At 64.5% G+C, this 25,917-nt stretch carries 21 protein-coding genes, 1 tRNA gene and 1 other RNA gene; 9 read left to right on the forward strand and 14 right to left on the reverse strand.

Annotated elements, in window-relative coordinates; all coding sequences use genetic code 11:
* The 10 genes from murC to rsmH all read right to left on the reverse strand — a co-directional run bounded on the left by murC (position 1) and on the right by rsmH (position 12,925).
* Complete coding sequence (murC, locus tag AAFX91_RS09030; protein ID WP_394566221.1) at positions 1–1,404, reverse strand: UDP-N-acetylmuramate--L-alanine ligase; 1,404 nt, start codon at positions 1,402–1,404, stop codon at positions 1–3.
* Positions 1,405–1,621: 217 nt separating this feature from the next.
* A complete protein-coding gene (gene murG, locus AAFX91_RS09035; protein ID WP_130577527.1) occupies positions 1,622–2,722 on the reverse strand; it encodes an undecaprenyldiphospho-muramoylpentapeptide beta-N-acetylglucosaminyltransferase in 1,101 nt (366 codons plus the stop codon).
* 25 nt (positions 2,723–2,747) lie between these two features.
* Positions 2,748–3,899 (reverse strand): putative lipid II flippase FtsW, encoded by a 1,152-nt coding sequence (gene ftsW / locus AAFX91_RS09040; RefSeq protein WP_282530008.1) that lies wholly within the window; start codon positions 3,897–3,899, stop codon positions 2,748–2,750.
* 197 nt (positions 3,900–4,096) lie between these two features.
* Complete coding sequence (gene murD / locus AAFX91_RS09045) at positions 4,097–5,500, reverse strand: UDP-N-acetylmuramoyl-L-alanine--D-glutamate ligase (RefSeq protein WP_394566222.1); 1,404 nt, start codon at positions 5,498–5,500, stop codon at positions 4,097–4,099.
* Positions 5,497–6,603, reverse strand: a complete 1,107-nt coding sequence (gene mraY, locus AAFX91_RS09050) for a phospho-N-acetylmuramoyl-pentapeptide-transferase (RefSeq protein WP_282530010.1) — start codon at positions 6,601–6,603, stop codon at positions 5,497–5,499. The genes murD and mraY overlap by 4 nt, the downstream gene beginning before the upstream one ends.
* A gap of 9 nt (positions 6,604–6,612) precedes the next feature.
* Positions 6,613–8,046 carry a UDP-N-acetylmuramoylalanyl-D-glutamyl-2,6-diaminopimelate--D-alanyl-D-alanine ligase gene (locus AAFX91_RS09055; protein ID WP_394566223.1) on the reverse strand — a complete coding sequence of 478 codons (1,434 nt, stop codon included), beginning with the start codon at positions 8,044–8,046 and terminating at the stop codon, positions 6,613–6,615.
* Entirely contained in the window at positions 8,043–9,500 is a 1,458-nt protein-coding gene (locus AAFX91_RS09060) for a UDP-N-acetylmuramoyl-L-alanyl-D-glutamate--2,6-diaminopimelate ligase (protein WP_394566224.1), read from the reverse strand. Before AAFX91_RS09060 ends, AAFX91_RS09055 begins: the two co-directional genes overlap by 4 nt.
* A gap of 102 nt (positions 9,501–9,602) precedes the next feature.
* On the reverse strand, positions 9,603–11,348 hold the full coding sequence (locus AAFX91_RS09065; RefSeq protein ID WP_394566225.1) for a peptidoglycan D,D-transpeptidase FtsI family protein: 1,746 nt from the start codon (positions 11,346–11,348) through the stop codon (positions 9,603–9,605).
* Positions 11,345–11,746: a hypothetical protein gene (locus AAFX91_RS09070; RefSeq protein ID WP_394566226.1), complete on the reverse strand. Its 402-nt coding sequence runs from the start codon at positions 11,744–11,746 to the stop codon at positions 11,345–11,347. The genes AAFX91_RS09065 and AAFX91_RS09070 overlap by 4 nt, the downstream gene beginning before the upstream one ends.
* A 3-nt stretch (positions 11,747–11,749) precedes the next feature.
* The gene (gene rsmH, locus AAFX91_RS09075) at positions 11,750–12,925 is read right to left on the reverse strand and encodes a 16S rRNA (cytosine(1402)-N(4))-methyltransferase RsmH (RefSeq protein ID WP_394566227.1); all 1,176 of its coding nucleotides are present in this window, start codon (positions 12,923–12,925) and stop codon (positions 11,750–11,752) included.
* Positions 12,926–13,214: 289 nt separating this feature from the next.
* Between rsmH and AAFX91_RS09080 the strand changes: the two genes are divergently transcribed.
* Positions 13,215–14,072: an N-acetylmuramoyl-L-alanine amidase gene (locus AAFX91_RS09080; RefSeq protein WP_394566228.1), complete on the forward strand. Its 858-nt coding sequence runs from the start codon at positions 13,215–13,217 to the stop codon at positions 14,070–14,072.
* Between the two features lie 75 nt (positions 14,073–14,147).
* On the opposite strand, the gene AAFX91_RS09085 is transcribed toward AAFX91_RS09080, so the two are convergent.
* On the reverse strand, positions 14,148–15,407 hold the full coding sequence (locus AAFX91_RS09085; RefSeq protein ID WP_394566229.1) for an RNA polymerase sigma factor: 1,260 nt from the start codon (positions 15,405–15,407) through the stop codon (positions 14,148–14,150).
* 64 nt (positions 15,408–15,471) lie between these two features.
* Complete coding sequence (locus AAFX91_RS09090; RefSeq protein WP_165421009.1) at positions 15,472–15,828, reverse strand: YciI family protein; 357 nt, start codon at positions 15,826–15,828, stop codon at positions 15,472–15,474.
* 149 nt (positions 15,829–15,977) lie between these two features.
* Between AAFX91_RS09090 and rnpB the strand changes: the two genes are divergently transcribed.
* From rnpB to AAFX91_RS09105, 3 genes are all read left to right on the forward strand, one after another.
* Positions 15,978–16,403: RNase P RNA component class A (gene rnpB, locus AAFX91_RS09095), an RNA gene on the forward strand.
* Between the two features lie 245 nt (positions 16,404–16,648).
* Positions 16,649–17,392, forward strand: coding sequence for a sulfite exporter TauE/SafE family protein (locus tag AAFX91_RS09100; RefSeq protein ID WP_394566234.1), 744 nt, complete (start codon positions 16,649–16,651; stop codon positions 17,390–17,392).
* A 73-nt stretch (positions 17,393–17,465) separates the two neighbouring features.
* Positions 17,466–18,398, forward strand: a complete 933-nt coding sequence (locus AAFX91_RS09105; RefSeq protein ID WP_394566230.1) for a DMT family transporter — start codon at positions 17,466–17,468, stop codon at positions 18,396–18,398.
* A gap of 6 nt (positions 18,399–18,404) precedes the next feature.
* On the opposite strand, the gene AAFX91_RS09110 is transcribed toward AAFX91_RS09105, so the two are convergent.
* Positions 18,405–20,204, reverse strand: a complete 1,800-nt coding sequence (locus AAFX91_RS09110) for an ABC transporter ATP-binding protein (protein ID WP_394566231.1) — start codon at positions 20,202–20,204, stop codon at positions 18,405–18,407.
* Between the two features lie 318 nt (positions 20,205–20,522).
* On the reverse strand, positions 20,523–21,233 hold the full coding sequence (locus tag AAFX91_RS09115) for a TetR/AcrR family transcriptional regulator (RefSeq protein WP_245476333.1): 711 nt from the start codon (positions 21,231–21,233) through the stop codon (positions 20,523–20,525).
* Between the two features lie 165 nt (positions 21,234–21,398).
* Between AAFX91_RS09115 and AAFX91_RS09120 the strand changes: the two genes are divergently transcribed.
* The 5 genes from AAFX91_RS09120 to AAFX91_RS09140 all read left to right on the forward strand — a co-directional run bounded on the left by AAFX91_RS09120 (position 21,399) and on the right by AAFX91_RS09140 (position 25,569).
* Positions 21,399–22,649, forward strand: a complete 1,251-nt coding sequence (locus AAFX91_RS09120; RefSeq protein ID WP_394566232.1) for an FAD binding domain-containing protein — start codon at positions 21,399–21,401, stop codon at positions 22,647–22,649.
* Positions 22,646–22,981, forward strand: coding sequence for a DUF485 domain-containing protein (locus tag AAFX91_RS09125; protein ID WP_394566233.1), 336 nt, complete (start codon positions 22,646–22,648; stop codon positions 22,979–22,981). Before AAFX91_RS09120 ends, AAFX91_RS09125 begins: the two co-directional genes overlap by 4 nt.
* The gene (actP, locus tag AAFX91_RS09130; protein WP_130579862.1) at positions 22,978–24,636 is read left to right on the forward strand and encodes a cation/acetate symporter ActP; all 1,659 of its coding nucleotides are present in this window, start codon (positions 22,978–22,980) and stop codon (positions 24,634–24,636) included. The genes AAFX91_RS09125 and actP overlap by 4 nt, the downstream gene beginning before the upstream one ends.
* Before the next feature lie 36 nt (positions 24,637–24,672).
* A complete protein-coding gene (locus AAFX91_RS09135) occupies positions 24,673–25,077 on the forward strand; it encodes a hypothetical protein (RefSeq protein ID WP_282532068.1) in 405 nt (134 codons plus the stop codon).
* Between the two features lie 403 nt (positions 25,078–25,480).
* Positions 25,481–25,569: transfer RNA gene (locus AAFX91_RS09140), tRNA-Lys, on the forward strand.
* Positions 25,570–25,917 lie beyond the last annotated feature (348 nt).

The raw sequence follows: 25,917 nt of genomic DNA on the forward strand, positions 1-25,917 counted from the left end.
CTAGCCCAACGCCTTCAATTCGCCGGGCAATGCGTAAGCCCATTGCGTGATGTTGCCGGCGCCGAGGCACACGACGAGATCGCCGGGCTTGGCAAGGTCGCGAACGATTTTCGCAAGCTCGCCGGCATTCGGCAGCGGGATCACGTCGCGATGGCCGTGTGCGCGCAGGCCGAGCACGAAATGATCGCGGTCGATGCCCGGGATCGGCGCCTCGCCCGCCGGATAGACCTCGGCGACGACGACCGCATCGGCATCGTTGAAGCAGGTGCAGAATTCCTCAAACAGCGACTGCAGGCGGGTGAAACGATGCGGCTGCACCACGGCGATGATCCTGCCGCTGTAGGACTCGCGCGCCGCCTTCAAGACCGCAGCGATCTCGACGGGATGGTGGCCGTAATCGTCGATCACGATGACGCCGCTCCATTCGCCGGTCTTGGCGAAGCGCCGCTTCACGCCGCCGAAGCCTGCGATGGCCTTGCGGATCGCTTCGTCGGAAATGCCGAGCTCATGCGCAACCGCAATCGCCGCGGTGGCATTCAACGCGTTGTGGCGGCCGGGCATCGGCAGCACGATATCCGAGATCTCGTGCACCACGTCGGTTTTGCGGTTGCGGAAGGAGACCTTGAACTTCGAGCCGCCGGGAATCGGCTGCAGGTCGACCAGCCGCGCATCGGCCTGCGGATTTTCGCCATAGGTGATGATGCGACGGTCCTCTATGCGGCCGACGATCGTCTGCACCACCGGGTGGTCGATGCACATCACCGCGAAGCCATAGAACGGCACGTTCTCGACGAAGGCGCGGAACGCATCCTGCACGGCCTCGAAGGTCTTGAAGTGGTCAAGATGCTCGGGGTCGACATTGGTGACGATGGCGACATCCGTCGGCAGTTTCAGGAACGTGCCGTCGCTTTCGTCGGCTTCCACCACCATCCAGTCGCCTGCGCCCAATCGCGCATTGGTGCCATAGGCATTGATGATGCCGCCATTGATCACGGTCGGATCGAAATCGCCGGCATCGAGCAGCGCTGCGACCATCGAGGTGGTCGTGGTCTTGCCATGGGTGCCGGCGATGGCGACGCAGCTCTTCAGCCGCATCAATTCGGCGAGCATCTCGGCACGGCGCACCACGGGAATGCGCTGCGCGCGCGCCGCCATCAGTTCCGGATTGTCGCGCTTGATCGCGGTCGAGACCACGACGACGTCGGCGCCGTTGATGTTCTCGGCCTTGTGGCCGACCGAAACCTTGACTCCCTTCTCGCGCAGCCGCGCGACATTGCCGCTCTCGGACGCGTCAGAGCCCTGCACGGTGTAACCGAGATTGCAGAGCACCTCGGCAATGCCGCTCATGCCGATGCCGCCGATCCCGATGAAGTGGATAGGTCCGATCTCGCGCGGCAGTCTCATGGTTCGTTTCCCTCGTCATGCCCGGCGCTTGCCCGGTCACCCACGAATCTCCTGCCCTTCATGCAAGACGCGGATGGCCGGGACAAGACCGGCCATGACGCCGGAACACGGAAATTCGCGGTTTTTCGTCATTCCGGGGCGCTCGCGGCGCGAGCGAACCCGGAATCTCGAGATTCCGGATCAGTCCGCTTCGCGGCCTGTCCGGAATGACTCCTGGTCAAATTCCAGCCACTTTCACCACCAGATCGGCCAGCCGTTCGGCGGCGTCGAGCCGGCCGGCGCCGCGCGCGGCTGCCGCCATCGCCGTCAATTTCTCAGGTTCGGCCGCGAAAGCAGAGATTTCGGCCGCCAACCGGCCTTGCGTGAATTCCGCCTGCGCAATCCGCAGCGCGCCGCCGGCCTGCGACAGCACGCCGGCATTGGCGAACTGGTCCTGGTCGATCGCGCCGGGCAGCGGCACCAGGATCGAGGGCCGGCCGATCGCGGCGAGCTCGGCGACGGTGCCGGCACCGGAGCGCGAGATCACGAGATGGCTGGCGGCGAGTCTTGCCGGCAGGTCGGCGAAGAACGGCGCGAGCTCGGCATTGATCTTGAGGTTGTCATAGACCGCGCGCACCCGCGCCATGTCCTCCTCCCGCACCTGCTGGGTGAGGATCAGGCGGCTCCACAGCGCGGGCTCGAGCTTTTCGATCGCGCCGGGCACGATATCACTCATCACCCGCGCGCCCTGGCTGCCGCCGACCACGAGCAGACGCAGCGGGCCGTTCGGCTCCGGCGTGGCAAACGGCACCGCGGCAGCCGCGAGGACCGCGGGCCGCATCGGCGTGCCGACGGTGGTGGTCTTGCCGGCCAGCGCCGGATCGCGATCGAGCACGCCGGGCAGCGAGGTCGCAATCGCATTGACGCGGCTGGAGAGGAAGCGATTGGCGCGGCCGAGCACCGCGTTGGCGTCATGGATGATGCCGGGCACGCCGAGCAGCCGTGCGGCGAGCAGCGGCGGCACCGTGGGATAGCCGCCGAAGCCGACCACCGCGGCCGGCTTCAGACGGCGCACCAGATTGGCGGCAACCACGATACCGTAGCCGAGCGTGATCGCGGTGCGGGCGAGCGTGATTGGATTGCGTCCGCGCACCGTCTCGCTCGGCACCACATCGATATTTTCCTTGGAGAACAGTCCGCTGTAGCGCAGCGCGCGGGCGTCGGTCGCGAGCCGCACGCGCAGGCCGCGCTTGATCAGTTCCACGCCGAGCGCTTCGGCGGGGAACAAATGGCCGCCGGTGCCGCCGGCCGCAAGCAGGATGAGGGGCGCGTTGTCCATGGCCTCAAATAGCCGACGGCGCTAGTCAGGCATAGCCCTGCACAGCGCCGGCCGCGTTCACGGATTCAATCTCGGTGCGTGGGCGCTGCCGGGTCAGCGCCAGCATCATGCCGACGCCGTAGGCCAGCGAGACGATCGAGGAGCCGCCATAGGAGATGAACGGCAGCGTCATGCCCTTGGCGGGGATCAATTGCAGATTGACCGCCATGTTGATCGCAGCCTGCACGCCGAACAGGATCGCAAGCCCCGACGCCGCAAAGCGGGCGAACATGTCCTCGGTCGCATAGGCGCGTGAGAGCGTGCGGATCACCACGAAGGCGAACAGCGCCAGCAGCGCGAGGCAGAGGATGATGCCGAATTCTTCCGCGGCGACCGCGAAGACGAAGTCGGTATGGCTGTCCGGCAGGCTGCGTTTTGCAATGCCCTCGCCCGGCCCGAGCCCGAACCAGCCGCCGTTCCAGAATGCCTCCATCGCCATGTCGACCTGGAAGGTGTCACCGGAGGCCGGATTCATGAAGCGCTTGATGCGGCCGGCGACATGCGGGACGAACAGATAGGCGCTGAACAGGCCGAGGCCGGCGGCGCCCGCAAGCCCCGCGACCCAGATCATCCGCATGCCTGCGATGAAGAACAGCGCGCCCCACACCATCAGGATCAGCATGGTCTGGCCGAAATCGGGCTCCATCACCAGCAGCGAGACCAGCGTCAACAGCAGCACCAGCGCCATCGAGGTCGCCGGCATTTCCGGACGCCTGGTCGATTCCGCAAACAGCCAGGCCGCGAGGATCACGAAGGCCGGCTTTGCCGATTCGGAAGCCTGGATGTTGACGCCGACCAGCGTGATCCAGCGCCGCGAGCCCTTCACCTCCGGGCCGACCAGCAAAGTCATCACGATCAGCGCGATGCTGACGAAGAACACCACCACCGCGGCGCGCCGGATCTGGCGCGGCGACAGGAAGGAGACCGTGATCAGCACGATGAAGGACGGCAGCAGGAACATCACGTGCCGGCTGAAGAAATGGAAGGGGTCGAGCCCGATCCGGGTCGCGACCGGCGGGCTCGCCGCCAGCGACAGGATGACACCGCCGAACATCAGCGCGATGACCGCCGCCAGCAGCGGCTTGTCAATGGTCCACCACCAGTCGGAGAACGGGGTGCGTTGATCACGGGCGAGCATGGGCGTCCCCAGAATGCCGAGGTAACGGCCATTGGTGGACGAGGATGGTTTCCGAAGGGTTAATGGAGTGAGCAACTTTGGAGATAGAGCGAACCTCTCTCCCCTCGTCATGCCCGGCCTTGTGCCGGGCATCCACGTCTTTGCCGCCGCAACGAAGGGAAGACGTGGATGGCCGGGACAAGCCCGGCCATGACGGGCTACATCACCACCGGCTTGACGCCGGGCAGCGCTGTCACGAGGTCGCGGAAGGCGGCGCCGCGGATTTCGAAATTGCGGTACTGGTCGAACGAGGCGCAGGCCGGCGACAGCAGGACAACCGGGTCAGTGAGCCCAGAGGCTTCCGCGTCACGCGCGGCGTTGGCGACTGCTACATCCAGCGTCTGCGAAATCTCGTGCGGCACGGCCTCGCCGAGCGTGCCGGCGAATTCCTGCGCGGCCTCGCCGATCAGATAGGCTTTGCGGATGCGCGGGAAATAGCCAGTCAGGCTGGTGATGCCGCCGGCCTTGGGCTTGCCGCCGGCAATCCAGAAGATATCGGAGAAAGACGACAGGGCATGGGCGGCTGCATCCGCGTTGGTGCCCTTGGAGTCATTGACGAACAGCACGTTGCCGCGGCGGCCGACCTGCTCCATGCGGTGGGCGAGGCCGGGAAAGCTGCGCAGGCCGTTCTGCAGCACATCCGTCGAGATGCCCATCGCCAGCGTGCAGGCTGCGGCGCACGCCGCGTTCTGCGCGTTGTGCAGGCCGCGGAGCGAGCCGATGCCGCCCAGCCGTGCGATCTCACTGCGCGCGGCGCCAGATGCAAGCACGATGGTCTCGCGCTCGACATAGATGCCGTCCGGCAGCGGGTTCTTCACGGACACCCGCACCACGCGCTTGCCCGCCCGATCGAGCCGATCGGCGATGTTGCGGCAGAAGATGTCGTCGACGCCGACGATCGAGGTGCCATCCGGCTGCACGCCGGCCACCAGCCGCTCCTTCACCGCAGCGTAATTCTCCAGCGTGCCGTGGCGATCGATGTGGTCCTCGCTGACATTGAGCAGGATGCCGACGGACGGATCGAGCGAAGGCGTGAGGTCGATCTGGTAGGACGACATCTCGATCACGTGCACACGCCCCATCCGCGGCGGCTCCAGCGACAGGATCGCGGTGCCGATATTGCCGCCCATCTGGGTGTCGTAGCCGGCGACCTTCATCAGATGGGCGATCAGCGCTGTTGTGGTCGACTTGCCGTTGGTGCCGGTGATGGCAACGAAAGGCGCTTGCGGCGCGTGCCGCCGTCGCTCGCGGCAGAACAGTTCGATGTCGCCGATCACCTCGACGCCGGCCTGGCGCGCCAGCAGCACGCTCCAATGCGGCGCCGGATGAGTCAGTGGCGCGCCGGGGGTCAGGATCAGCGCGGCGAAATTCGTCCAGGAGACCGAGCGCAGATCCGCGGTGACGAAACCGGCCTGCGCGGCCTTGGTGACGTTGTCGGAATTGTCGTCGCCGGCGATCACCTCCGCCCCACCCGCCCTTAGCGCGTGGCAGCTCGCAAGCCCCGAACCGCCGAGCCCGAACACGGCGACCGTCTTGCCCGCGAAAGAGGTGACAGGGATCATCGCAGCTTCAGCGTGGACAGGCCGGCGAGCGCCAGCATCACGGCGATGATCCAGAAGCGGATCACGATCTGCGGCTCGGTCCAGCCCTTCTGCTCGAAATGATGGTGCAGCGGCGCCATCCGGAACACGCGCTTGCCGGTGAGCTTGAACGAGGCCACCTGCACGATCACCGAAACCGCCTCCAGCACGAACAGGCCGCCGATCACCGCCAGCACGATCTCGTGCTTCACCGCGACCGCCGTCGCCCCGAGCATGCCGCCGAGCGCGAGCGAGCCGGTGTCGCCCATGAAGATCGACGCCGGCGGCGCGTTGAACCACAGAAACCCAAGACCTGCGCCCAGCACGGCGCCGCAGAGCACCGCGAGCTCGCCGGTGCCGGCGACGTAGTTGATCTGCAGGTAGTCGGAGAACACCGCGTTGCCGGTGAGATAGGAAATCATGCCGAAGCTGGCAGCCGCGATCATCACCGGAACGATGGCGAGACCGTCGAGGCCGTCGGTCAGGTTCACCGCGTTGCCCGCGCCGACCATGACGAAGGCGCCGAAGATCACGAAGAACCAGCCGAAATTGAACACCAGATCCTTGAAGAAGGGAATCGCGAGCGAGGTCGAGGACACGTCGCGCCCGAGCCGCACCAGCGCGTAACAGGCGGCGAGCGCGATGATCGCCTCGATCGCGAGGCGCAGCTTGCCGGCAAAGCCGCTGTGGCTCTGCTTGGTGACCTTCAGATAATCGTCATAGAAGCCGACGAAGCCGAAACCCAGCGTCACCGCCAGCACGATCCAGACATAGGGATTGATCGGGTTGGCCCAGAGCAGCGTCGCCACGACGACGCCGGACAGGATCATCAGGCCGCCCATGGTCGGCGTGCCCTTCTTCGTAATCAGGTGCGATTGCGGGCCGTCGGTACGGATCGGCTGGCCCTTGCCCTGGCGCAGCCGCAGATGATCGATGATCCAGGGCCCGAACAGAAACACGAACAGCGCGCCCGTCACCATCGCCCCGCCGGTGCGGAAGGTGATGTAGCGGAACACGTTGAGCGCCCCCCGGAACACCCCGAAGCCGGGCACCGTGTTGGAAAGGTCGATCAGCCAATAAAACATTCAATAAGCCTATACCGCTTCTTCACGCGCGGCTTTGCCGGGAAAGCGCTTTTCCAGCGCGTTGACGATCCGCTTCATCTTCGAACCCAGCGATCCCTTGACCATGACGGCGTCGCCGGGGCGGATGGCCGCGACCGCCTGGGTCTCCAGACTCGCCGAGTTATCCGCATAGCCTCCCCGCCTTCCCGTGGAAAGAGCGTCCCAGAGGTTGCGCATCAGCGGACCACAACAATAAACGAGGTCGATATTGTTGGCGTTGACAGCCTCGGCCAAACCGCGATGCAGCGCAGGCCCGGTCGGCCCGAGCTCGAGCATGTCGCCGAGTACCGCGATGCGGCGGCCCTGCGGACCGATATGGGCCCGCCCGAGCACGTTCAGCGCGGCCGCCATCGACGCCGGATTGGCGTTATAACTCTCATCAATCAGCGTTGCCTCACCGGCCCCGACATCGAGGGTGCGCCGCGCACCGCGGCCCGCGGGCGCCTCAAGCTGCGACAGCGACAATGCGGCGCGCGCAAGGTCCGCCCCGATCAGCGACGCGCCGGCGAGCACGGCGAGCGAGTTCATCGCCATATGGCGGCCGGGCATGCTGATCTTGTAGGTGACGTCGTGGCCGAGGATGTCGGCGTGCACGGCGGAACAGGTCGCGTGGAGCGACACATCGATCAGCCGCGCATCGGATTGCGCATCCGTGCCGAAGGAGACGATGCGTGAAATGCCGAGTTCCTTCGCGCACGCTTGCAGCCTTGCGAATTGCGCATTGTCGCGGTTGAGCACGACGGCGCCATCAGGCTCAAGACCTTGAAAGATCTCCGCCTTGGCGTCCGCGATCTCTTCGATGCCGGAGAAGAATTCCAGATGCACCGGCTCGACGGTGGTGATGACGGCAACATGCGGCCGCACCAGCTTCACCAGCGGCGTAATCTCGCCGACATGGTTCATGCCGATCTCGAACACCGCAAAGCGCGCCGATGCCGGACAGCGCGCCAGCGACAGCGGCACTCCCCAATGATTGTTGAAGGAAGCAACGGAGGCGTGCGTCTCGCCTTGCGCCGAGAGCACATGCCGGAGCGCTTCCTTGGTCGAGGTCTTGCCGACCGAGCCGGTGACCGCGATGATCCTCGCGTCGAGCCGCGCGCGAGAGGCATGGGCGAGATCGACCAGCCCTGCAAGCACATCGTCGACGACGAGCAGCGGCGCATCGGCGGGGAACTTCTCGCGCTGGGCGCTTTCGACCACCGCGAGCGCGGCGCCCGCCTTCAATGCGGCCTCGACAAAACTGTGGCCGTCATGCACGTCGCCCTTGATGGCAAAATAGGCCTCGCCCGGCCGCAGCGTGCGGCTGTCGATGGAAAGGCCGGTGACGGCGGAGGGCAAGCGCCCCTGGGTCGCGGCGCGCATCGCGTCCGCCATTGCCGCCGATGTCCACAGTGGTGTGCTCATGCGCCCCTCGCTTCCAGCGCCGCGGCCACGGCCTCATGATCGCTGAACGGCAGCGTCTTGTTGCCGATGATCTGTCCGATCTCATGCCCCTTGCCGGCGATCAGGAGCGCATCGCCCGGCTGCAATGCAGCAATGCCGGCCCTGATCGCTTCCGCGCGATCGCCGATTTCGCTCGCGCCCTTCGCCGCTGCGAGGATGGCGGCACGGATCGTCGCCGGATTCTCGCTGCGCGGATTGTCATCGGTGACGATGACGCTGTCCGCATTGTCAGCGGCAATCGCGCCCATCAGCGGACGCTTGCCCGCATCGCGGTCGCCGCCAGCGCCAAGGACGACGATCAGCTTGCGCTTGGCATAGGGCCGCAGCGCCTGCAGCGCCTTGGCAAGCGCATCCGGCTTGTGCGCGTAGTCGATGAAAATCGGCGCGCCGTTGCGCTCGCCGACGCGTTCGAGCCGGCCCTTGGCGCCCTCGAGATGTTCGAGGCTCGCGAAGACGGCATCGGCGTCGTTCCCGGTCCCGATCGCAAGGCCGGCAGCCACCAGCGCATTCTCGATCTGGAATTCACCGACCAGCGGCAAATGGATGGTGCGCTTCCGGCCGCGATGCTCGACCATAAGCTTTTGCGCAAAACCTTCGATCGACGCGGCGAGCAGGCGAATATCATCACCGCCATCGGCCTTGCGGCCAACCGCGATGATCCTGAGCCTGCGCGCACGCGCCGCATCGATCACCTCAGGCGAACAATCATGATCGGCGGAAATCACGGCCGCCCCGCCATCCATCACGAGATCGCGGAACAGCCGCAGCTTCGCGTTGAGATAGTGCGCCACATCGGGGTGATAATCCATGTGATCGCGCGACAGGTTGGTGAAGCCGCCGGCGGCGACGCGCACGCCGTCAAGGCGGTACTGGTCGAGCCCGTGCGAGGACGCCTCGAATGCGAGATGCGTGACGCCATCGCGGGCGATCTCGTCGAGCTGGCGATGCAGCTCGATCGGATCAGGCGTGGTCAGCGAGCCATAGACCGTACGCTTCGGCGACACCAGGCCGATGGTGCCGATGCTCGCGGCATCGTGCCCCAGTCGCTGCCAGATCTGGCGCGTGAAAGCCGCCACCGATGTCTTGCCGCTGGTGCCGGTCACCGCCGCAATCGTCTCGGGCTGGCGCGGGAAAAATTTCGCCGCAGCCAGCGCCAATGCGCGGCGTGGATTCGGCGTCACGACAAAAGGCACACGCAACCCGCCTTGCGGCCGGTGCTCGCTCGCAACAGCGGCTGCGCCCGCGGCAATCGCGGCATCGATGAAGCGCGCCCCGTCGGTCTTGTAGCCCGCGAGTGCGAAGAACAGATCGCCCGGCTTCACCGTGCGGCTATCAGCCGTCACCCCTCCGATCTCGACGGCTTCCGCCTGCGGATCGATCGTGGCATCAGCACTGAAAAGGTCGCGAAGTCTCATGATCTTCCAGTCCGGCCGGCTGCTCACGCTCAAACGTGACGGCGCATGATCCTCTCGGAAACCCCGCATCCACTTTTCCGGATCATGCCCTGCCCCCACGCCTTACTGGGTTGTCCTCGATGCCGCAAGAATAAGGCGGTCGGACGGCGGCAGGTCAAACCGCGGCTCGAGGCCCAAAAGCGGCGCAATACGGGCGATCACCTTGCCGCCGGTCGGCACCGCGTTCCAGCCCGAGGTGATGAAACCATGGGTCTCCGGCAGCGCCTTCGGCTCGTCCAGCATCACCAGGAGCTGGTACTTCGGATTATCGGCCGGGAGGATGGCGGTGAAGGAGTTCAGCACCTGTTTCTTGGAGTAGCGGCCGTTGACCACCTTTTCCGCAGTGCCGGTCTTGCCGCCGATATAATAACCCTTCACGTCGGCCGACTTGGCGGTCCCGATTTCGGCATTAAGTCGCATCAGATAACGGATCTTGTCCGACGTCTCAGGCTTCACCACCCGCTTGGCCATCGCCTTGGCGTCTTCCTCCGTGCGCTTGAGGAAGGTCGGCGGAATCAGATAGCCGCCATTGACCATCGCATTGATGCCCATCACCGCCTGCAGCGGCGCAACCGCGATGCCATGGCCGAAGGAGATGGTGATCGTGTTCAATTCGCCCCAGCGCTTCGGCACGATCGGCGATGCGCTCTCCGGCAATTCGGTGCGCAGCCGGTCGAGCTGGCCAACCTTCTTCAGGAACGCCTTGTGCGCCTCGACTCCTTGCGCAAGCGCGATGCGCGCCGCGCCGACATTGGAGGAGAAGGTGAACACTTCCGACAGCGAGATCGCCCGGCCGAGCGGATGGCTGTCGTGGATCGCGAACTTGCCATAGTGTAGCGCGCCGCGCGCATCATACATGGTGTGGAGCGTGGCCTTGCCGGAATCCAGCGCCATCGCCAGCGTCAGCGTCTTGAAGGTCGAGCCCATCTCGAACACGCCCGTGGTCAGGCGGTTGATGCGATCGGGATCGTGCGCTTCCTTCGGATTGTTGGGATCGAAATCGGGCAGTGAGACCAGCGCGACGATCTCGCCGGTCCGGACATTGGAGACGAGGCCCGATGCCGCCTTGGCCTTGTACTTCTCCTTGGCCTTCAGGAGCTCGTCGCGCAGCGCGTGCTCGACACGCAGATCGATCGACAGTTCCACCGGCTTCTGCAAGCGGTCGGTGGCAAAACCCGCGCGATGCAGATCGGCCAGACCATTATTGTCCAGCCACTTCTCCATGCCGGCGATGCCCTGGTTGTCGATATTGACGAGGCCGATCAAGTGGGCAACGGTCGCGCCGGTCGGATAGATGCGCCTGTTCTCGCGCAGGAAGCCGATGCCGGGAACGCCGAGGCGATGGATATCCTGCTGCTGTTGCGGCGTGATCTCGCGCTTCAGCCAGACGAAACCTTTTCGCGAGGACAGACGATCGCGCACTTCGGCGGTATCGAGATCAGGCAGCGTCGCGGTCAGAAGCTCGATCGCCTCGTCTTTGTCGATGATGCGGCGCGGCTCGCCGAACAGGCTCGGCGCTTTGACGTCGGTCGCGAGGATTGCGCCATTGCGGTCGATGATATCGGGGCGCGCGGTCGCGATCGCATCCTGCGAGGCGGTGCGGCGCGCGCCGTGGCTGTCGGCGCCGATCGCGAACATCACGAGCCGCCCGGCAATGATGGCGTAGACGGCGGCAAACGCGATGATCGCAAAGCCGACGCGGGCGCGTGCCTTCACTGCGCGGTCGACATTCCGCCCGTAGAGCAGGCCGCGGATCAGCCGCTGCCGCCACGGCTCGGCCGGCTTTGTGCTTGGCGCGCGGTCGGTCATTGCTGATCTCCCTGCTGCGCCGGCTCTCGTACCGATCCGGTCACGCTCTCCTGGTCGGCGGCGGCCTCGATGGTGTTGATCATCGCGCCAATCGGATCGGGCGCGCCCGGTCGCGCGAAGTTCGGCGGACGTTCGGGCAAGTTCTTCAGCGAGTCATATTGACTGGCGATGAGCGGCTTCAATGCGAGATGACGCTCGGCCAGCCCCTGCAGCCGAAGCGGCGAGTCGAGCTTGGCCCATTCAGCGCGCAGGGTCGCGATCGCGTCGCGCTGCTCGCGGATTTCCGCGTTCAGCCGCAGCACGCGCTCGGTACGGGCCGTCGATTCCATCTTGATGCGGTAGACATAGGCCGCACAAACCACGAGGAAACCGATCACGAGGAAATGGAGGATGCGCATGCGCTAGCCTCCCCTCATCACGCGTTCGAGCGTCGGCCATGACGGCGGTGCACCCTCGGCATGAGCCAGTGCTTCCGTACGCTCGGCGGCGCGCAGCTTGGCCGACCGGGCGCGAGGATTGGCCGCGATCTCGTCCTCGGACGGCGTCAGCGGACGTTTTGTCAGTATCTTGAAGCTGGGCGCCATCTGCGCCACTTCGGGCAGATGCCGTGAGCCGCTGGAAACCTTACCGCGCTCAGCCAGGAAATTCTTGACGATGCGGTCTTCCAGCGAATGGAACGAAACAACCACGAGCCGCCCGCCCGGCTTCAGCACGCGCTCTGCGGCGGTGAGCGCGCGATGCAATTCGTCGAGCTCTTCGTTGACGAAGATGCGCAGCGCCTGGAACGTCCGCGTCGCCGGATGGATCTCGTTCGGCTTGGACCGGACGACCCTGGCGACGATGTCGGCCAGCGCTTGCGTCCTCGTGATCGGCGCTTCCTTGCGCGCGGCCACGATGGCGCGCGCCACGCCGCGCGAGTGCCGCTCCTCGCCGAAGAGATAGATGATGTCGGCAAGATCGCGCTCGGACGCGGTTGCGATCACATCCGCCGCGGTCGGCCCCGCATGCCCCATCCGCATGTCGAGCGGGCCCGCCAGGCGGAACGAGAAGCCGCGCGCGGCCTGGTCGAGCTGCATCGAGGAGACCCCGATGTCCATCACCACGCCGTCAATGACCTCGACGCCTTGAGCGGCGCAGACCTCGGCGAGATTGGAGAAGCGGTCCTCGACCAGCGTCAATCGGCCATCGGCGCGATCGACCAGATCGAAACCGCCCGTGATCGCCGAGCGGTCGCGGTCGATGCCGATGACGCGGGTTCCAGGCATGTCGAGAATCAGGCGGCTATAGCCGCCGGCGCCGAAAGTGGCGTCGATATAGATGCCGCCGTCCCGCGGATCCAGCATCTCGACCGCCTCGCGGCCGAGCACCGAAATATGCGGCGCAGCAGCGGTCATGCGCCGACTCCGAGCGTTGTCCGGCGTAGGGGATCGAAACTGGACACGGACCAGCCCATGGCGCCTCGAATGGTTGCGCGTCACACCGCGGTTCCGTCCGAGCAGCCGCGGCACGGAGCACACGCCGGTTCCCAGATCAGGCCGCAAATCCTGATTTCCGACCGGAGTTTGCTGGGCTGCCATGGGATTTCGCGCGCAAGCGGGCCTCGGCCGTCCCTCAAAAACCGGTTCGGCAATTCACCACTTAGTAACGGCACTTAGCGTTAAGAAAGCGTTGCCGAATCCTTCACGGTTTCTTTTGCTTTTTAACCACACCTGGAACCCGCTGATGCGCACCATCCACAGGCGGGTCTAAAATTCGCGGGATGTGCGCGCCATGTGATTGCGCCCGCGGCAGGGTAAAGGAATAGTAAATTGCAGGCTGTCCGGAAATTGCAGGGCTGCCGTTCCGCCGCCGGGTTTGAGATTTGGGATGCCATCTGGTTCGTTCACGTCCGCTGATTCGAAACGTCAACGCGCCCTTCCCGTTCCGAGGGCCATCGCCGACATGAAAACCTTTACCCCGGACTCCTCGATCGTCTCCGACGTCATCCCTTCGGTGAATTTCGGCGAACGCGCCAACGACCGGCGGCCCGACATGATCGTGCTGCACTACACCGGCATGCCCGACGTCGAGGGCGCCATCGCCCAGCTCTGCACCGCCGGCACCGAGGTCTCCGCACATTACATTGTGCTGGAGGATGGCCGCATCGTGCAATGCGTGCCGGAGAGCAAGCGCGCCTGGCACGCCGGCGTGTCCTGCTGGGCAGGCGAAGAGGACATCAATTCCTGCTCGATCGGCATCGAGATCATCAACCGCGGCCACGACTGGGGCTACCCGGATTATCCGCTGCGCCAGATCGCAGCAGTGATCGCGCTGTGCCGCGGCATCATGCTTCGCCGCAACGTGCCTTCGTATCGCGTGCTCGCCCATTCCGACGTCGCGCCGGCGCGCAAGAAGGATCCCGGCGAAAAGTTCCCGTGGCATTCGCTCGCCAATTCCGGCGTCGGGCATTGGGTTCAGCCGGCGCCGATCGTGCGCGGGGAGACGCTGCAGCTCGGCGCGATCAACGACAACGTCACCAACATGCAGAAGGCATTCGCCCGTTACGGCTACAACATCCCGACCAACGGCAAGTTCGACGGCCCCACCATGGAAGTCGTCACCGCCTTCCAGCGCCATTTCCGCCAGGCGCGCGTCGACGGCATCGTCGATCGTTCGACCATGACCACCCTGCACGCGCTGCTGGAGAGCCTGCCGGAGGCGGCGACAGAGGTTGCGGCGAAGTAGGCAGGTCTTTCGTCATTGCGAGCGCAGCGAAGCAATCCATCCCTCCGCACACGAGGAGAGATGGATGCTTCGTCGCTACGCTCCTCGCAATGACGGACGGGACTCCATCTCCGCGATGCGCCGCGCATAGAGCCGGCGCAGCGGCTCCAGTTGCGTCGCGGCGGTTGCCGCCAGATAGGCTTCGCGCGCGGCGTCCGTGCGGCCGAGGCGGCGCAAGAGATCGGCGCGGACGGCCGGCAGCAATTCGTAACCCTTGAGGCTGCCGCGCGCTTCGAGCGCGTCGATCAGGTGAAGCGCGCGCGCCGGGCCGTCGACCATCGACACCGCCGCGGCATGGTTCAGCTCGATCACCGGCGACGGGCTGATGCGAAGCAGCACTTCATAGAGGCCGGCGATCTGCGGCCAGTCGGTGTCTTTATAGCTTGGCGCACGGGCATGCAGCGCCGCGATCGCGGCCTGCACGGCGTAGGATTGCGGCCGGCCGGGCATGCGCAGCGCTTCCTCCACCAAACGCAAACCTTCGGCGATCTGGCTGATGTCCCACAGCGAGCGGTCCTGCTCCTCCAATAGCACGATGTCGCCGCCCGCGGTCTCGCGACCGGCGCGGCGGGCGTCGTGCAGCAGCATCAATGCCAAGAGCCCCTTGATCTCGCCGCGGGCGGGCATCAGCGCATCGATCAGCCGCGCCAGGCGGATCGCCTCGCGCGCGAGATCCGGGTGCATCAGATCCTCGCCGGAGGTCGCTGCATAGCCTTCGGTGAAGACGAGATAGATCACCGCGAGCACACCGCGGAGCCGCGGCTCCAGCGCCTCGCGCTCCGGCACTTCATAGGGAATGCCGGCGAGGCGAATCTTCTGCTTCGCGCGGAGCAGCCGCTGCGCCATCGCATCCTCGCTGACGAGGAAGGCGCGCGCGACCTGGGCCGTCGAGAGGCCGCAAACGGTGCGCAGCGTCAGCGCGACCTGCACCTCATCGGCAAAGGACGGATGGCAGCAGGTGAAGATCAACCGCAGCATGTCGTCGTCGAGCGTGGCATCGACGATCTCGCAAGGCGACGACGCATCGAGCAGGAGTTCGTGCGTCAGCTCCTGCTGCTTGCCGCGGAACACGGCATTGCGGCGGATGCGATCGATCGCCTTGTTGCGGCCGACATTGACGAGCCACGCCCGCGGGTTTTGCGGCAGTTCGCCCGCATACCAGCGCTCCAGCGCCACCGCGAATGCCTCCTGCAGCGCGTCCTCCGCAAGATCGAAATCACCGACGAGGCGGATCAGCGTCGCCAGCGCCCGGCTCGCCTCGTCGCGGAAGATCTTTTCGATCTGGGTCGGAGTCATGCGGTCTGTCAATCATCATTCCGGGATTGCGCCAAATGGCGCATCCCGGAATGACGGTGCGGCATCAGTTGTTGTCGTAGATCATGATCGGCCTGACTTCGATCGAGCCGGTCTTGGCGCCGGGAATCCGCGCGGCGACGCCGAGAGCGGTGTCGAGGTCCTTGGCGTCGATCAGGTAATAGCCGCCGAGCTGTTCGTGCGTTTCCGCGAATGGACCGTCCGTCGTCAATATCTTGCCGTCGCGAACCCGCACCGTCGTCGCAGTCGTTGAGGGTTGCAGCCCGTCGCCAGCCTTGAAATGGCCGCTCTGGATGATGGACTGGGTGAATGCACCGTATTCCGCCGTTAGTTTCTTGCGGTCATCGGCGGTCATGCGGCCTAACTCTGCTTCCTTTCGATAGATCAACAGCAGGTACTGCATCTGAAAATCTCCTCTTGATCGGCTGGATCGCCGACATCCAGTCGAACGGGCGACAGGCAAAACGACACCTTCAGGATAGATTATTTTGGCGCGCTTCGCGGGCGTTATCCGCTTGACGGAACCGGCTGGAACCCCCATGCCTATGGGCGTCAGTCGGCCGGACGGCCGCTCCCGCAAGCGCCGAAAGGCCGCGGGGGAGGAAAGTCCGGGCTCCATCGACATGCGGTGCCGGATAACGTCCGGCGGGGGCAACCCCAGGGAAAGTGCCACAGAGAACGAACCGCCCGCCTTCGCCCTTCGGGGCTTCGGCGCGGCAAGGGTGAAAAGGTGCGGTAAGAGCGCACCGCGTTTCCGGCAACGGAGACGGCATGGCAAACCCCACCGGGAGCAAAACCGAATAGGGACGGCAACGCAGGCTGTTCGCGCAAGCGATAACGCTGCAGGGCGATGTCAGGCCCGCCGTCCGGGTAGGTTGCTCGAGGCCGTCTGCAAAGACGGTCCCAGAGGAATGGCCGTCACGTACCATTCGCGAGAATGGTGCCCTACAGAACCCGGCTTACAGGCCGGCTGATGTTCTTGGAAATGAGGGGTTCGGCGCAAACACGCTGGACCCCTCGCCATTTTTGCAGACCGTCATTCCGGGGCGCATCGAAGATGCGAACCCGGAATCTGGAGATTGCGGCGCGAGATTCCGGGTTCGCGCTCGCGCGCGCCCCGGAATGACGTCGTCGCGCAACGATCCGAAGCAGCGGATTTGCGATAGTGCCTGCCGGGCTCGTCGTGTAGACGTCAGGCCAATGACAATGAGAACAAGACGATGATGGGCGGATTCGCCCTGACGGTGCTGTTCGTCGGCGCGCTCGCCGGGGGCTTCGTATCCGGCCTTGCTGGCTTCGGCACCGCGCTGATGGCGCTGGGGATCTGGCTTTACGTCGCGCCGCCCGCGGTTGCCGTGCCTCTGGTCCTGATCAGCTCTGTCGTCGGTCAAGTCACCACCCTGCCCTCGATCTGGCGCTCGATCGATTTCAGGCTGGTCTGGCCGTTCGTGCTCGGCGGGCTCGCCGGCGTACCGCTCGGCACGCTGCTGATCGCGCATGCCGATCCAAACACCTTCAAGCTGACCATCGGCGTGTTTCTGCTGGTGTTTCCCACCGCGCTCTATTTTCAATGCAAGCCGATGGCGATCAAGTTTGGCGGCAAGCCGTTCGACGGCGCCATCGGATTTGCCGGCGGCATCCTCGGCGGCCTCGCCGGCCTTTCCGGCCCCTTGCCGATTCTTTGGGCCAGCGTGCGCGGCTGGACCAAGGAGCAGCGGCGCGGGATTTTCCAGACCTTCAACTTCACGGTGCTGGCGACTGCGCTGTTGCTGCAGGCGTTCGCCGGGTTCGTCACGAGGGACGTCCTCGCGCTCGCTGTCGTGACCTTTCCGGCGACGGTGGCCGGCGCCTGGCTCGGCGCGCGAATCTATCATGCGCTGAGCGACCGGAATTTCACGAACATCGTGCTTGGGCTGTTGTTTCTGTCCGGCATCGGACTGGTGTGCAGCGGAATTGCTCCGAGATAGCGCGCGCATGGCTGCCATATGCACCGAGTAGATTGCTGTACGCGGAACCGCAAAGCCGATAACCACCTGTCTCATGTCCTCGTCCTCCTCGCGCGAACGTCTCGGCCTGTTGCTGGGCTTCATCGGCATGGCGATCTTCGGCGGCACGCTACCGGCGACGCGGCTTGCCGTTGCGGAAATTGATCCGATTGCCCTGACCGCGATCCGCACGGCAATCGCCGGTCTATGCTCGCTCGCGCTTCTGATTGTGTTGCGGCGGCCGCTGCCGCGGAGGGAGCTGTGGCCGCAGCTTGCGCTGGTGATGCTGTGTGTCGCCATCCTGTTTCCGCTGCTGATGGCCGAGGGCATGCAGCGCGTTGACGCCTCCCATGGCGGCGTCGTGCTCGGCGTGCTGCCGATCGCGACCGCGCTGGTGGCGGTGACCATCACCCACGAGCGGCCGCGGCCCTTGTTCTGGGTCGCCGCTGTCGTCGGCGCCGCGCTGGTGATCGCCTTTGCGCTGCGCGATGGCGGCGGCACGCTGTCGACGGGCGACCTCTTCCTGTTCGCCTCTGTTGCGGTTTCCGCCGTTGGCTATGGCTTTTCGGGACGGCTCACCGCGGAGATGCCGGGCTGGGAAGTCATCAGTTGGGTGCTGGTGATTGCGTTGCCGTTCGCGCTGCCGGCGGCGGCGCTGACGATGCCGGCCGATCCCCTGCACATTTCGCTTAAACCCTGGCTTGGTCTGCTCTACGTCGCACTGTTCTCGCAATGGATCGGCTTCTTCGCCTGGAATGCCGGCATGGCGATGGGCGGGATCGCGCGGGTGTCGCAGGTCCAGTTGCTGCAGCCCTTCGTCACCTTCGTGCTCGCCTCGGTCTTCAATGGCGAGACGATCACCCCGCAGGTCGTGCTGTTCGCCGCCGCCGTGGTGGCGACGGTCGCGATCAGCGCGCGCACGCGGGGTCGAACGCGTGTCGTTCCGGAGCAACGCGCAGCGCTCGCGCTGACGCGCGCCCCGGAATGACGGCGGCTACTCCGCCGCGACCCGGCCGAACTCCGTCGCCTGCCTCTCGAACAGGCTGCGATAGATGCCGCCCGGTCGCGCGGTCAGCGCGGCATGGGTGCCCTGCTCGACGATCTCGCCGCGATCGAACACCAGGATGCGGTCGAGGCCGCGCACCGTCGACAGCCGGTGCGCGATCACGATCGAGGTGCGGCCCTTCATCAACCGCTCCATCGCCTCTTGGATCAGCGCCTCCGATTCCGAGTCGAGGCTCGAGGTCGCCTCGTCCAGGATCAGGATCGGCGCATCGGCAAGGAACGCGCGCGCCAGCGCGACGCGCTGCCGCTCGCCGCCGGACAGTTTGACGCCGCGCTCGCCGACCAGCGTGCCGTAGCCCTTCGGCAATCGCATGATGAAGTCATGCGCATTGGCAAGCCGCGCCGCCTGCTCGATCGCCGCCATGCTGGCGCCGGGCCGGCCATAGGCGACGTTCTCCGCCAGCGAACGGTGGAACAGGATCGGCTCCTGCTGCACGATCGCGATCTGGCTGCGCAGCGACTGCTGCGTCGCGTGAGCGATATTCTGACCGTCGATCAGGATGCGGCCGTCGGAGACGTCATAGAGGCGCTGCACCAGTTTCACGAACGTGGTCTTGCCCGAGCCGGACCGACCGACCAGCCCGACACGTTCGCCGGCGCGGATATCGATCGACAGTGCGTCATAGAGCGGCGTGCGATGCCCGCCATAGAGGAAGGTGACGTTGTCGAACGTGATCCTTCCGCCCTGGACGTCGATCGACTTTGCGTCAGGCGCATCGACGATGCCGAGCGGCTCGCCATGGATGGTGACGAGCTCCTCCATGTCGTTGACCGAACGCTGCAGATTGTTGATGTGCATGCCGACGTCGCGCAAGTAGGCGTGGATGACGTAATAGCTCGTCAGCACATAGGTGACGTCGCCCGGCGAGGCGCGGCCGGCAAGCCACAGCAGGATGGCGCCGCCGATCACCGACGCGCGGAAGCACAAGAGCACCGCGAGTTGCGCCATGTTGGTCGCATTGTACCGCAGCCAGGTGCGCAGCACCCGCCTGCGCCAGCGGGCGATGACGCCGGCGAGCCGCGTATCTTCGCGCGCCTCCGCCCCGAACGATTTCACCACTGCGTTGCAGGTGAGCGCATCCGCCAGCGTGCCGCCGACCTTGGTGTCCCAGGCGTTGGAGACGCGCGCGGCCGGTGCGATATAATTCACCGAGAGCACGACGGTCATCGCGACATAGATCACCGCGCCGATGCCGATCACGGCGCCGAGCACGGGCCAGTGCAATCCGAGCAGGACCATCGAACCGACCAGCACCATCAACGACGGCAACAGCGCCATCAGGACGGTGTCGTTGAGCAGGTCGATCGCCCACATGCCGCGGGTGATCTTGCGCACGGTCGAGCCGGCAAACGAATTGGCGTGCCAGTCGGTCGAGAACCGCTGCACCCGCGCGAACGCCTCCTGCGCCACATCCGACATCGTCGTCAGCGTGAAGGGCACGATCGCCTGCAGCCCCACAAACCGCAGGATGATCGACAACAGGCCAAGCGCGACGATGCCGCCGAACGCAACCATCGCCGCATGTCGCGCCGCCAGGTCCGAGGTGCCGAGCGTCAGGGCGTCGACCAGATGGCCGGAGTAAACCGGCATGAACAGGTCGGCGACGGTGGCGCCGAGAAAGCCGACCAACACGGTCGTGGCGCGGGTGGGCTGCTTCAGCCAATGGCGGAATGTAAACGGGATCACGACGCGGATCGCGGCGGGACGTTTGTCAGTTTGAATGGTCATGGCGCAATCCGGCCGCGCTCGCCGCGCGGGCCGACTCCATCTGAATTGACGCGCGACGGCGCGAAAGCGCGCGACGCGGACGTCGTTGAAAGATCGGTAAGTTGTTGGAAGGTTTGAGGGACCGGGACGTCAGCCCCGGTCAGAACTGGTGGTCAACGGCGCGACCGCATACCCAGTACAAGCATCGAACGGGAGCGCGCGATCTGCGAATAAGCCGAAATCATGCAAATCCTCCCCGGTTCGAGCTACAACGCGTTGCTTATAAATGCGTCACGCCTGATTTGCAAGATGACAAAGCCGTGAGCTCACGTCTTCGCGCTAGCCCTTTTCCTTCGCCGGCAGAACGGAGCGGACGCCGCCGAGGAACGTCGCCACCTTCGCATCAATGATCGAATTGACGTCCGTTTCGAGCGGCATCGAATAGATGAACTGGCGTACTCCGAGATAGAAGATCGCCGCATGAAGCCCCCACACCATCTCGATTTCGAGAACGGTAACCGGGAGTTCGCGGGTGGAGGGACGCCCGTATTCGAGCCTGATCTCCTCGATCACCTTTTCGAACGCGCGTTCGCGCAGCATTCTGAGATAGCGGGCGTTCAATCCTAGGTCCTTCAGGCCCGCGAACATGAACAGGCGGATCCACTCATAGGTGAGAATGACCTCGGCGTACTCGCGATAGAACTGGATCAGCCTGGTCTTAAGGGGGACCGAACGATCGGTGATGATTTTCTCCCACGACGGCTTCCAGCGCTCGACGAAAACCTCCTGATAGACCCGCTCGATGAGGGCTTCCTTGCTCGGAAAATAGCGATAGAGCAGGGGCTGGGTGATACGCAGGCGCCTCGCGAGTTCGCGGGTCTGTCCTTCGAACCCGTGCTCGGCGAAGAACGAGACCGCTTCTCGCGCGATAATGGCCTCCCGCTCGGACGGGTCCAGCCTCTGCTGCTCTCGGATAGGCGTTCTGGGACGCGCTCTGTTCGGCTTCTTCACACCTGATTCGTGGGCTTGAGTGCGGTTCTGCAACTTCATACACCGATTTCCCGTCCTGTCCGATCCCGCCAGCCGGTTCGTCACTTTTTGTTTATCGATCGATAAATAGTCATTGACTCAAGTCAATGCCGCCTCGATAATTGATCAAACGATAAATAGCGGCCCGACAACTCCCGTCCGACCGCACCGCAAGGGAGGCTGCTCATGACGAACGATGGCTGGACGGGCAAAACGCGGCCGAAGGCACTGGTGATCGGCGGATCCATGGCCGGACTGTTCGCGGCATTGCTGCTGCGCCGGGAAGGTTGGAAGGTCGACGTATACGAACGTATCGGCGCCGAACTGGCAGGCCGAGGCGCGGGAATCGTCACTCATCGCGAGTTGTTCGAGGTATTGGGGAGAGCTGGCATCGACACGGAAGCGGCCGCAGTCGGGGTCGCCGTCCCGGGGCGGCGCGTGCTCGATGGCAGCGGCCACATCGAGGGCGAGCTCAAGTTGCGTCAGGTCCTCACCTCGTGGGGGCACCTCTATGGGCTTCTGAGGGCAGCCTTTCCGGCGGAGAACTACCATCACCGCAAGAACCTTGTGGAGGTTGCGGAGGTTGACGACCGCGTGGCGGCGCGGTTTTCCGACGGCTCCGAAGCTTCGGGAGATCTGCTGATCGGCGCGGACGGCATTTTTTCGTGCGTCAGGGCGCAGCTCGCTGCGGATGTCTATCCCAGATATGCCGGCTACGTCGCGTGGCGCGGCCTCGTCGAGGAACGAAAACTATCGCCGAGGACCCGCGCGGAGCTGTGCGACTGGTTCGCTTTCAGCCTCCCTCCCGGGGAGCAGATGCTCGGCTATCCCGTCGCCGGCGCCAACGAAGAGATGGATGTCGGCGAACGTCGCTTCAATTTCGTTTGGTACCGTCCGGCCGACTCCGGCCATGGGTTGGCCGATCTCCTGACGGACATCGACGGCGTCCGGCACGAACTGTCGATTCCGCCGATCCGGATACGCCCCGACGTGATCGCCTCGATGCGTCGGGACGCGGAGCGACTGCTTGCGCCGCAGTTCGCCGAGGTCGTCCGCCTCACGGACCAGCCGTTCATACAGGCCATCCTGGATCTCGAGACGTCGCGAATGGTCCTCGGACCCCGAACGGTGATCCTGGGCGATGCGGCTTTCGTGGCTAGGCCGCACGTCGGAATGGGAGTGACGAAAGCTGCGGGAGATGCGGCCGCTCTGGTCGACGTATTGCGGGCCCATCCGCGCGATCTGCCCGCCGCGCTCGCGAAATTCGAGTCGACCCGGCTTCCGTTCGGAGCCGCGGTCGTCCGCCGCGCCCGCGATCTCGGCGCCTACATGCAGGCGCAGATTGCCACTGCCGAAGAACGGGCGATGGCGGAACGCCACCGCACCCCCGAGGCGGTGATGGCGGAGACCGCTGTCACGACGGGAATCGCTGCGTGACCGAATTCAAAAAAGGAGGAGGGGACCAACCAATGGACCTACAGGCCATTCAGAATAGTCCCGCGTTCAGACAGCTCGCGAGCGAGCGCGCGCGCCTCGGCGTCGGCATGTCGATCGTCATGACGGTCGCGTATTTCGCCTACATTCTGACCGTCGCATTCTGGCCCCGTTTGCTCGGGCATCCGCTGTGGAGCGGCACCGTGATGACCTGGGGCGTGCTGATCGGCGTCGGTCTGATCGCCTTCGGATTCCTGCTGACCGCTCTCTATGTCCGGCGGGCGAATTCCCGTTTCGATCGGCTCAGTCAGCTCCTGCTGGAGGATTTTCGATGATTGCGCGCTCGGGCTACGCAGCCTTTACCGCAACCGCAGTCGCACTTGCTTCTGAGCCTGCGGCGGCGGACGCGCTGACTTCCGCGGGCGGCGCTCGGCAATCGCTGAACGCAACGGCGATTGTCATGTTCCTCGGCTTCGTCGCGGTCAGTCTCGCCATCACACTATGGGCGGCGAGACGGGGCACGAACACGGCAAAGGATTTCTATGCTGCGGGTGCCGGTCTCAAAGGCGTCCAGAACGGGCTCGCAATTGCCGGCGATTACACCTCGGCCGCAACGTTCCTGGGTGTCACGGCGCTCGTCTACACCTCGGGCTACGACGGCATGATCTACGCGATCGGCTTTCTCGTTGGCTTTCCGATGATCCTGTTCCTGATTGCGGAGCCGCTGCGCAACCTCGGCCGCTATACGTTCGCCGACGTCGCGGCGTATCGGCTCTCCGAAGTGCCGGTTAGGGCAGTTGCCGGCGTCAATACCCTGGTCATCGTGGTCTTCTATCTGATCGCGCAGTTGGTCGGGGCCGGAAAGCTCATCCAGCTATTGTTCGGACTTCCGTACATCTACGCGGTCGGCATCGTGGGCGTACTGATGATGGTCTACGTGACTGTCGGAGGCATGCTGGCGACGACTTGGGTGCAGATCATCAAGGCCGTGCTGTTGATGTCGGGCTCGGTATTGATGTCGGTTCTGATTCTCGGACATTTCGGCTTCAGTCTGGAGGCTCTGTTCCGGGAAGCCGTCGCCTTGCATCCAAAAGCCGACGCAATCATGGCCCCCGGCGGTCTCGTCAAGGATCCGGTGTCGGCGATCTCTCTCGGATTGGCCCTGATCTTCGGTACGGCCGGACTGCCGCACATCCTCATGCGCTTCTTCACCGTCAGCGACGCTCGTGAGGCTCGCACGTCGGTGCTGGTCGCAACGGGATTCATCTCCGTCTTCTACAGTCTGCTTTTCGTGCTCGGCTTCGGCGCCATCGCGATCGTTTCGGCGAATCCCCAGTTTCGGGATGCGTCGGGCGGGCTGCTCGGGGGCGTCAACATGGTGGCCCTGCATCTGGCGGATGCCGTCGGCGGATCGCTGCTGCTCGGGTTCATCTCCGCGGTGGCATTTGCCACCATTCTCGCCGTCGTGTCGGGGCTGACGCTCGCGGGCGCTTCGGCGGCGAGCCACGATCTTTACGCGCGCGTGATCCGCAGAGGTCGTGCGAGCGAGCAGGAGGAAGTGCTCGTATCGAAGGCGGCCGCAGTCGCAATCAGCGTGCTTTCGATGGGCCTGGGCGTCCTGTTCGAGAATCAGAACATCGCGTTCATGGTCGGACTGGTGTTCGCGATCGCCGCGAGCGCGAACTTCCCGGTCATACTGCTCTCGATCGTCTGGCCCGACCTCACTACGCGGGGAGCAGTGAGCGGATCGCTCGCCGGCTTACTGGCATCAGTCGGGCTGGTCGCTCTCAGCCCGGGCGTATGGACCGCCACGTTCAAGCTCGGGCCCGCGCCGTTTCCTTACGACAATCCGGCCCTCGTCTCGGTTCCGCTGGCCTTCGCCGTGTCCTGGGCGGTGTCGGTGCTCGATCGCAGTGCGGCGGCTGCCTCGGTCCGCGCATCGTTTGGCGCGCAGCATGTTCGCGCGCAGACGGGCCTGGCCGTCGAATGATGCTTCTCGGAGAACCCAACTCAAGGAGAAACCAAAATGAACGCTAATGTGGTCGAAAAGGGCTGGGCCTCTTGGCCCGATGTCATTCGCAAGGAGTTCGACGCCAATCAATTCAACGGCCGGGTCGGCACGCGGCTCTTGTCGGAAACGGACCGCGTACGCGTCTGGGAAATTCGGCTTGCTCCGGGCGAGCGCATTGGATTCCATCGCCATGTACTGGACTATTTTTGGACTGCAGTGACGCCGGGGAGGGCGCAGTCGCATGCGGAGGATGGGACGATCGTCGAGGCGGTCTATTCGGCTGGCGAGACCCGTCACTTCGTCTATGGAAAAGGCGAATACAAGATCCACGACCTCGAAAACGTCGGAGATGCGGATTTGTGGTTTACGACGGTTGAGTTCCTCGACAGCGCCAACAAGCCTTTGGAACTTGGCCGCTAAGTCCATCGCGAAGCGTGAGGAGTGTCGCGCAATCTACCTCGCGACAGAAAGCCATCGATCAGAATTCGAATCCATAGGCCGAGCGTTCAGTAATGGCCGCTCAATAGGGACTGCCGTTGCAGAACGATGGAGCGAGCAATGGCAAGCGATTTCGTAGAAAGGGTCGCTATAGTCGCCAAGCGGACGTTTGAGCTGATGGCCATGTAGGCGCAAGGCCAAAAGCCACCATGAGGACTGCTTTGGCCTCAAAAATTCGGTGTCGGTAGCGGAAAGCGCGGATTGCTTACTCGCGGGGAATGAGACGGAGCAACAGCTTAGGTTTCGAGGTGCATGGATAGTCCAGAGCAAAGACAGTGCAATATGATCGTGCGACGAACGCCCATTTTCGGCTGGATAAGCCCAGGGGTGCGACCGGCAAGTCATTGATTGTTCTCAACCCGGAGCTGACTCTTAATCAGCGGGTCCCAGGTTCGAGCGCTGGTGCGCCCACCAAGCTTTTCAATAGCTTAGGTATCTTGCGAGGCGGCCATTCCGACAAGCGGTCAGCGGCTATTCCGACAAACCAGCTGCTTTTGTTCGCTCCTCGCGACGCTTCTTAGTGCCTGAGATCAGTTGCTTGCGTGTGCGTTTTGCGTAAGTCGGCAATTGCCGCGCCGATCGATGACGGCCCGCCGCGCGCAATTCAGCGTCCGTGAGATCGCTATCGGCCGTTTTCATCAATTGAGAGGGCTGATCTCCGAAGTACGCTACGACGCGTTTATCGCCGCGCTAGGCCGTGTGGACAGTTACCTTATCCAGAGCAGAGTGGCGGCAATGGCGACGACGGCGAAGTAGTTTCGC

The sequence above is a fragment of the Bradyrhizobium sp. 31Argb genome, assembly GCF_043638955.1.
Taxonomy (GTDB): Bacteria; Pseudomonadota; Alphaproteobacteria; order Rhizobiales; family Xanthobacteraceae; genus Bradyrhizobium.

Excerpts from the sequence above, each read along its gene's own strand:
- murC (WP_394566221.1), bottom strand. The coding sequence starts at position 1,404 with ATGAGACTGCCGCGCGAGATCGGACCTATCCACTTCATCGGGATCGGC.
- murG (WP_130577527.1), bottom strand. The coding sequence starts at position 2,722 with ATGGACAACGCGCCCCTCATCCTGCTTGCGGCCGGCGGCACCGGCGGC.
- ftsW (WP_282530008.1), bottom strand. The coding sequence starts at position 3,899 with ATGCTCGCCCGTGATCAACGCACCCCGTTCTCCGACTGGTGGTGGACC.
- murD (WP_394566222.1), bottom strand. The coding sequence starts at position 5,500 with ATGATCCCTGTCACCTCTTTCGCGGGCAAGACGGTCGCCGTGTTCGGG.
- mraY (WP_282530010.1), bottom strand. The coding sequence starts at position 6,603 with ATGTTTTATTGGCTGATCGACCTTTCCAACACGGTGCCCGGCTTCGGG.
- AAFX91_RS09055 (WP_394566223.1), bottom strand. The coding sequence starts at position 8,046 with ATGAGCACACCACTGTGGACATCGGCGGCAATGGCGGACGCGATGCGC.
- AAFX91_RS09060 (WP_394566224.1), bottom strand. The coding sequence starts at position 9,500 with ATGAGACTTCGCGACCTTTTCAGTGCTGATGCCACGATCGATCCGCAG.
- AAFX91_RS09065 (WP_394566225.1), bottom strand. The coding sequence starts at position 11,348 with ATGACCGACCGCGCGCCAAGCACAAAGCCGGCCGAGCCGTGGCGGCAG.
- AAFX91_RS09070 (WP_394566226.1), bottom strand. The coding sequence starts at position 11,746 with ATGCGCATCCTCCATTTCCTCGTGATCGGTTTCCTCGTGGTTTGTGCG.
- rsmH (WP_394566227.1), bottom strand. The coding sequence starts at position 12,925 with ATGGCAGCCCAGCAAACTCCGGTCGGAAATCAGGATTTGCGGCCTGAT.
- AAFX91_RS09080 (WP_394566228.1), top strand. The coding sequence starts at position 13,215 with ATGCCATCTGGTTCGTTCACGTCCGCTGATTCGAAACGTCAACGCGCC.
- AAFX91_RS09085 (WP_394566229.1), bottom strand. The coding sequence starts at position 15,407 with ATGACTCCGACCCAGATCGAAAAGATCTTCCGCGACGAGGCGAGCCGG.
- AAFX91_RS09090 (WP_165421009.1), bottom strand. The coding sequence starts at position 15,828 with ATGCAGTACCTGCTGTTGATCTATCGAAAGGAAGCAGAGTTAGGCCGC.
- AAFX91_RS09100 (WP_394566234.1), top strand. The coding sequence starts at position 16,649 with ATGGGCGGATTCGCCCTGACGGTGCTGTTCGTCGGCGCGCTCGCCGGG.
- AAFX91_RS09105 (WP_394566230.1), top strand. The coding sequence starts at position 17,466 with ATGTCCTCGTCCTCCTCGCGCGAACGTCTCGGCCTGTTGCTGGGCTTC.
- AAFX91_RS09110 (WP_394566231.1), bottom strand. The coding sequence starts at position 20,204 with ATGACCATTCAAACTGACAAACGTCCCGCCGCGATCCGCGTCGTGATC.
- AAFX91_RS09115 (WP_245476333.1), bottom strand. The coding sequence starts at position 21,233 with ATGAAGTTGCAGAACCGCACTCAAGCCCACGAATCAGGTGTGAAGAAG.
- AAFX91_RS09120 (WP_394566232.1), top strand. The coding sequence starts at position 21,399 with ATGACGAACGATGGCTGGACGGGCAAAACGCGGCCGAAGGCACTGGTG.
- actP (WP_130579862.1), top strand. The coding sequence starts at position 22,978 with ATGATTGCGCGCTCGGGCTACGCAGCCTTTACCGCAACCGCAGTCGCA.
- AAFX91_RS09135 (WP_282532068.1), top strand. The coding sequence starts at position 24,673 with ATGAACGCTAATGTGGTCGAAAAGGGCTGGGCCTCTTGGCCCGATGTC.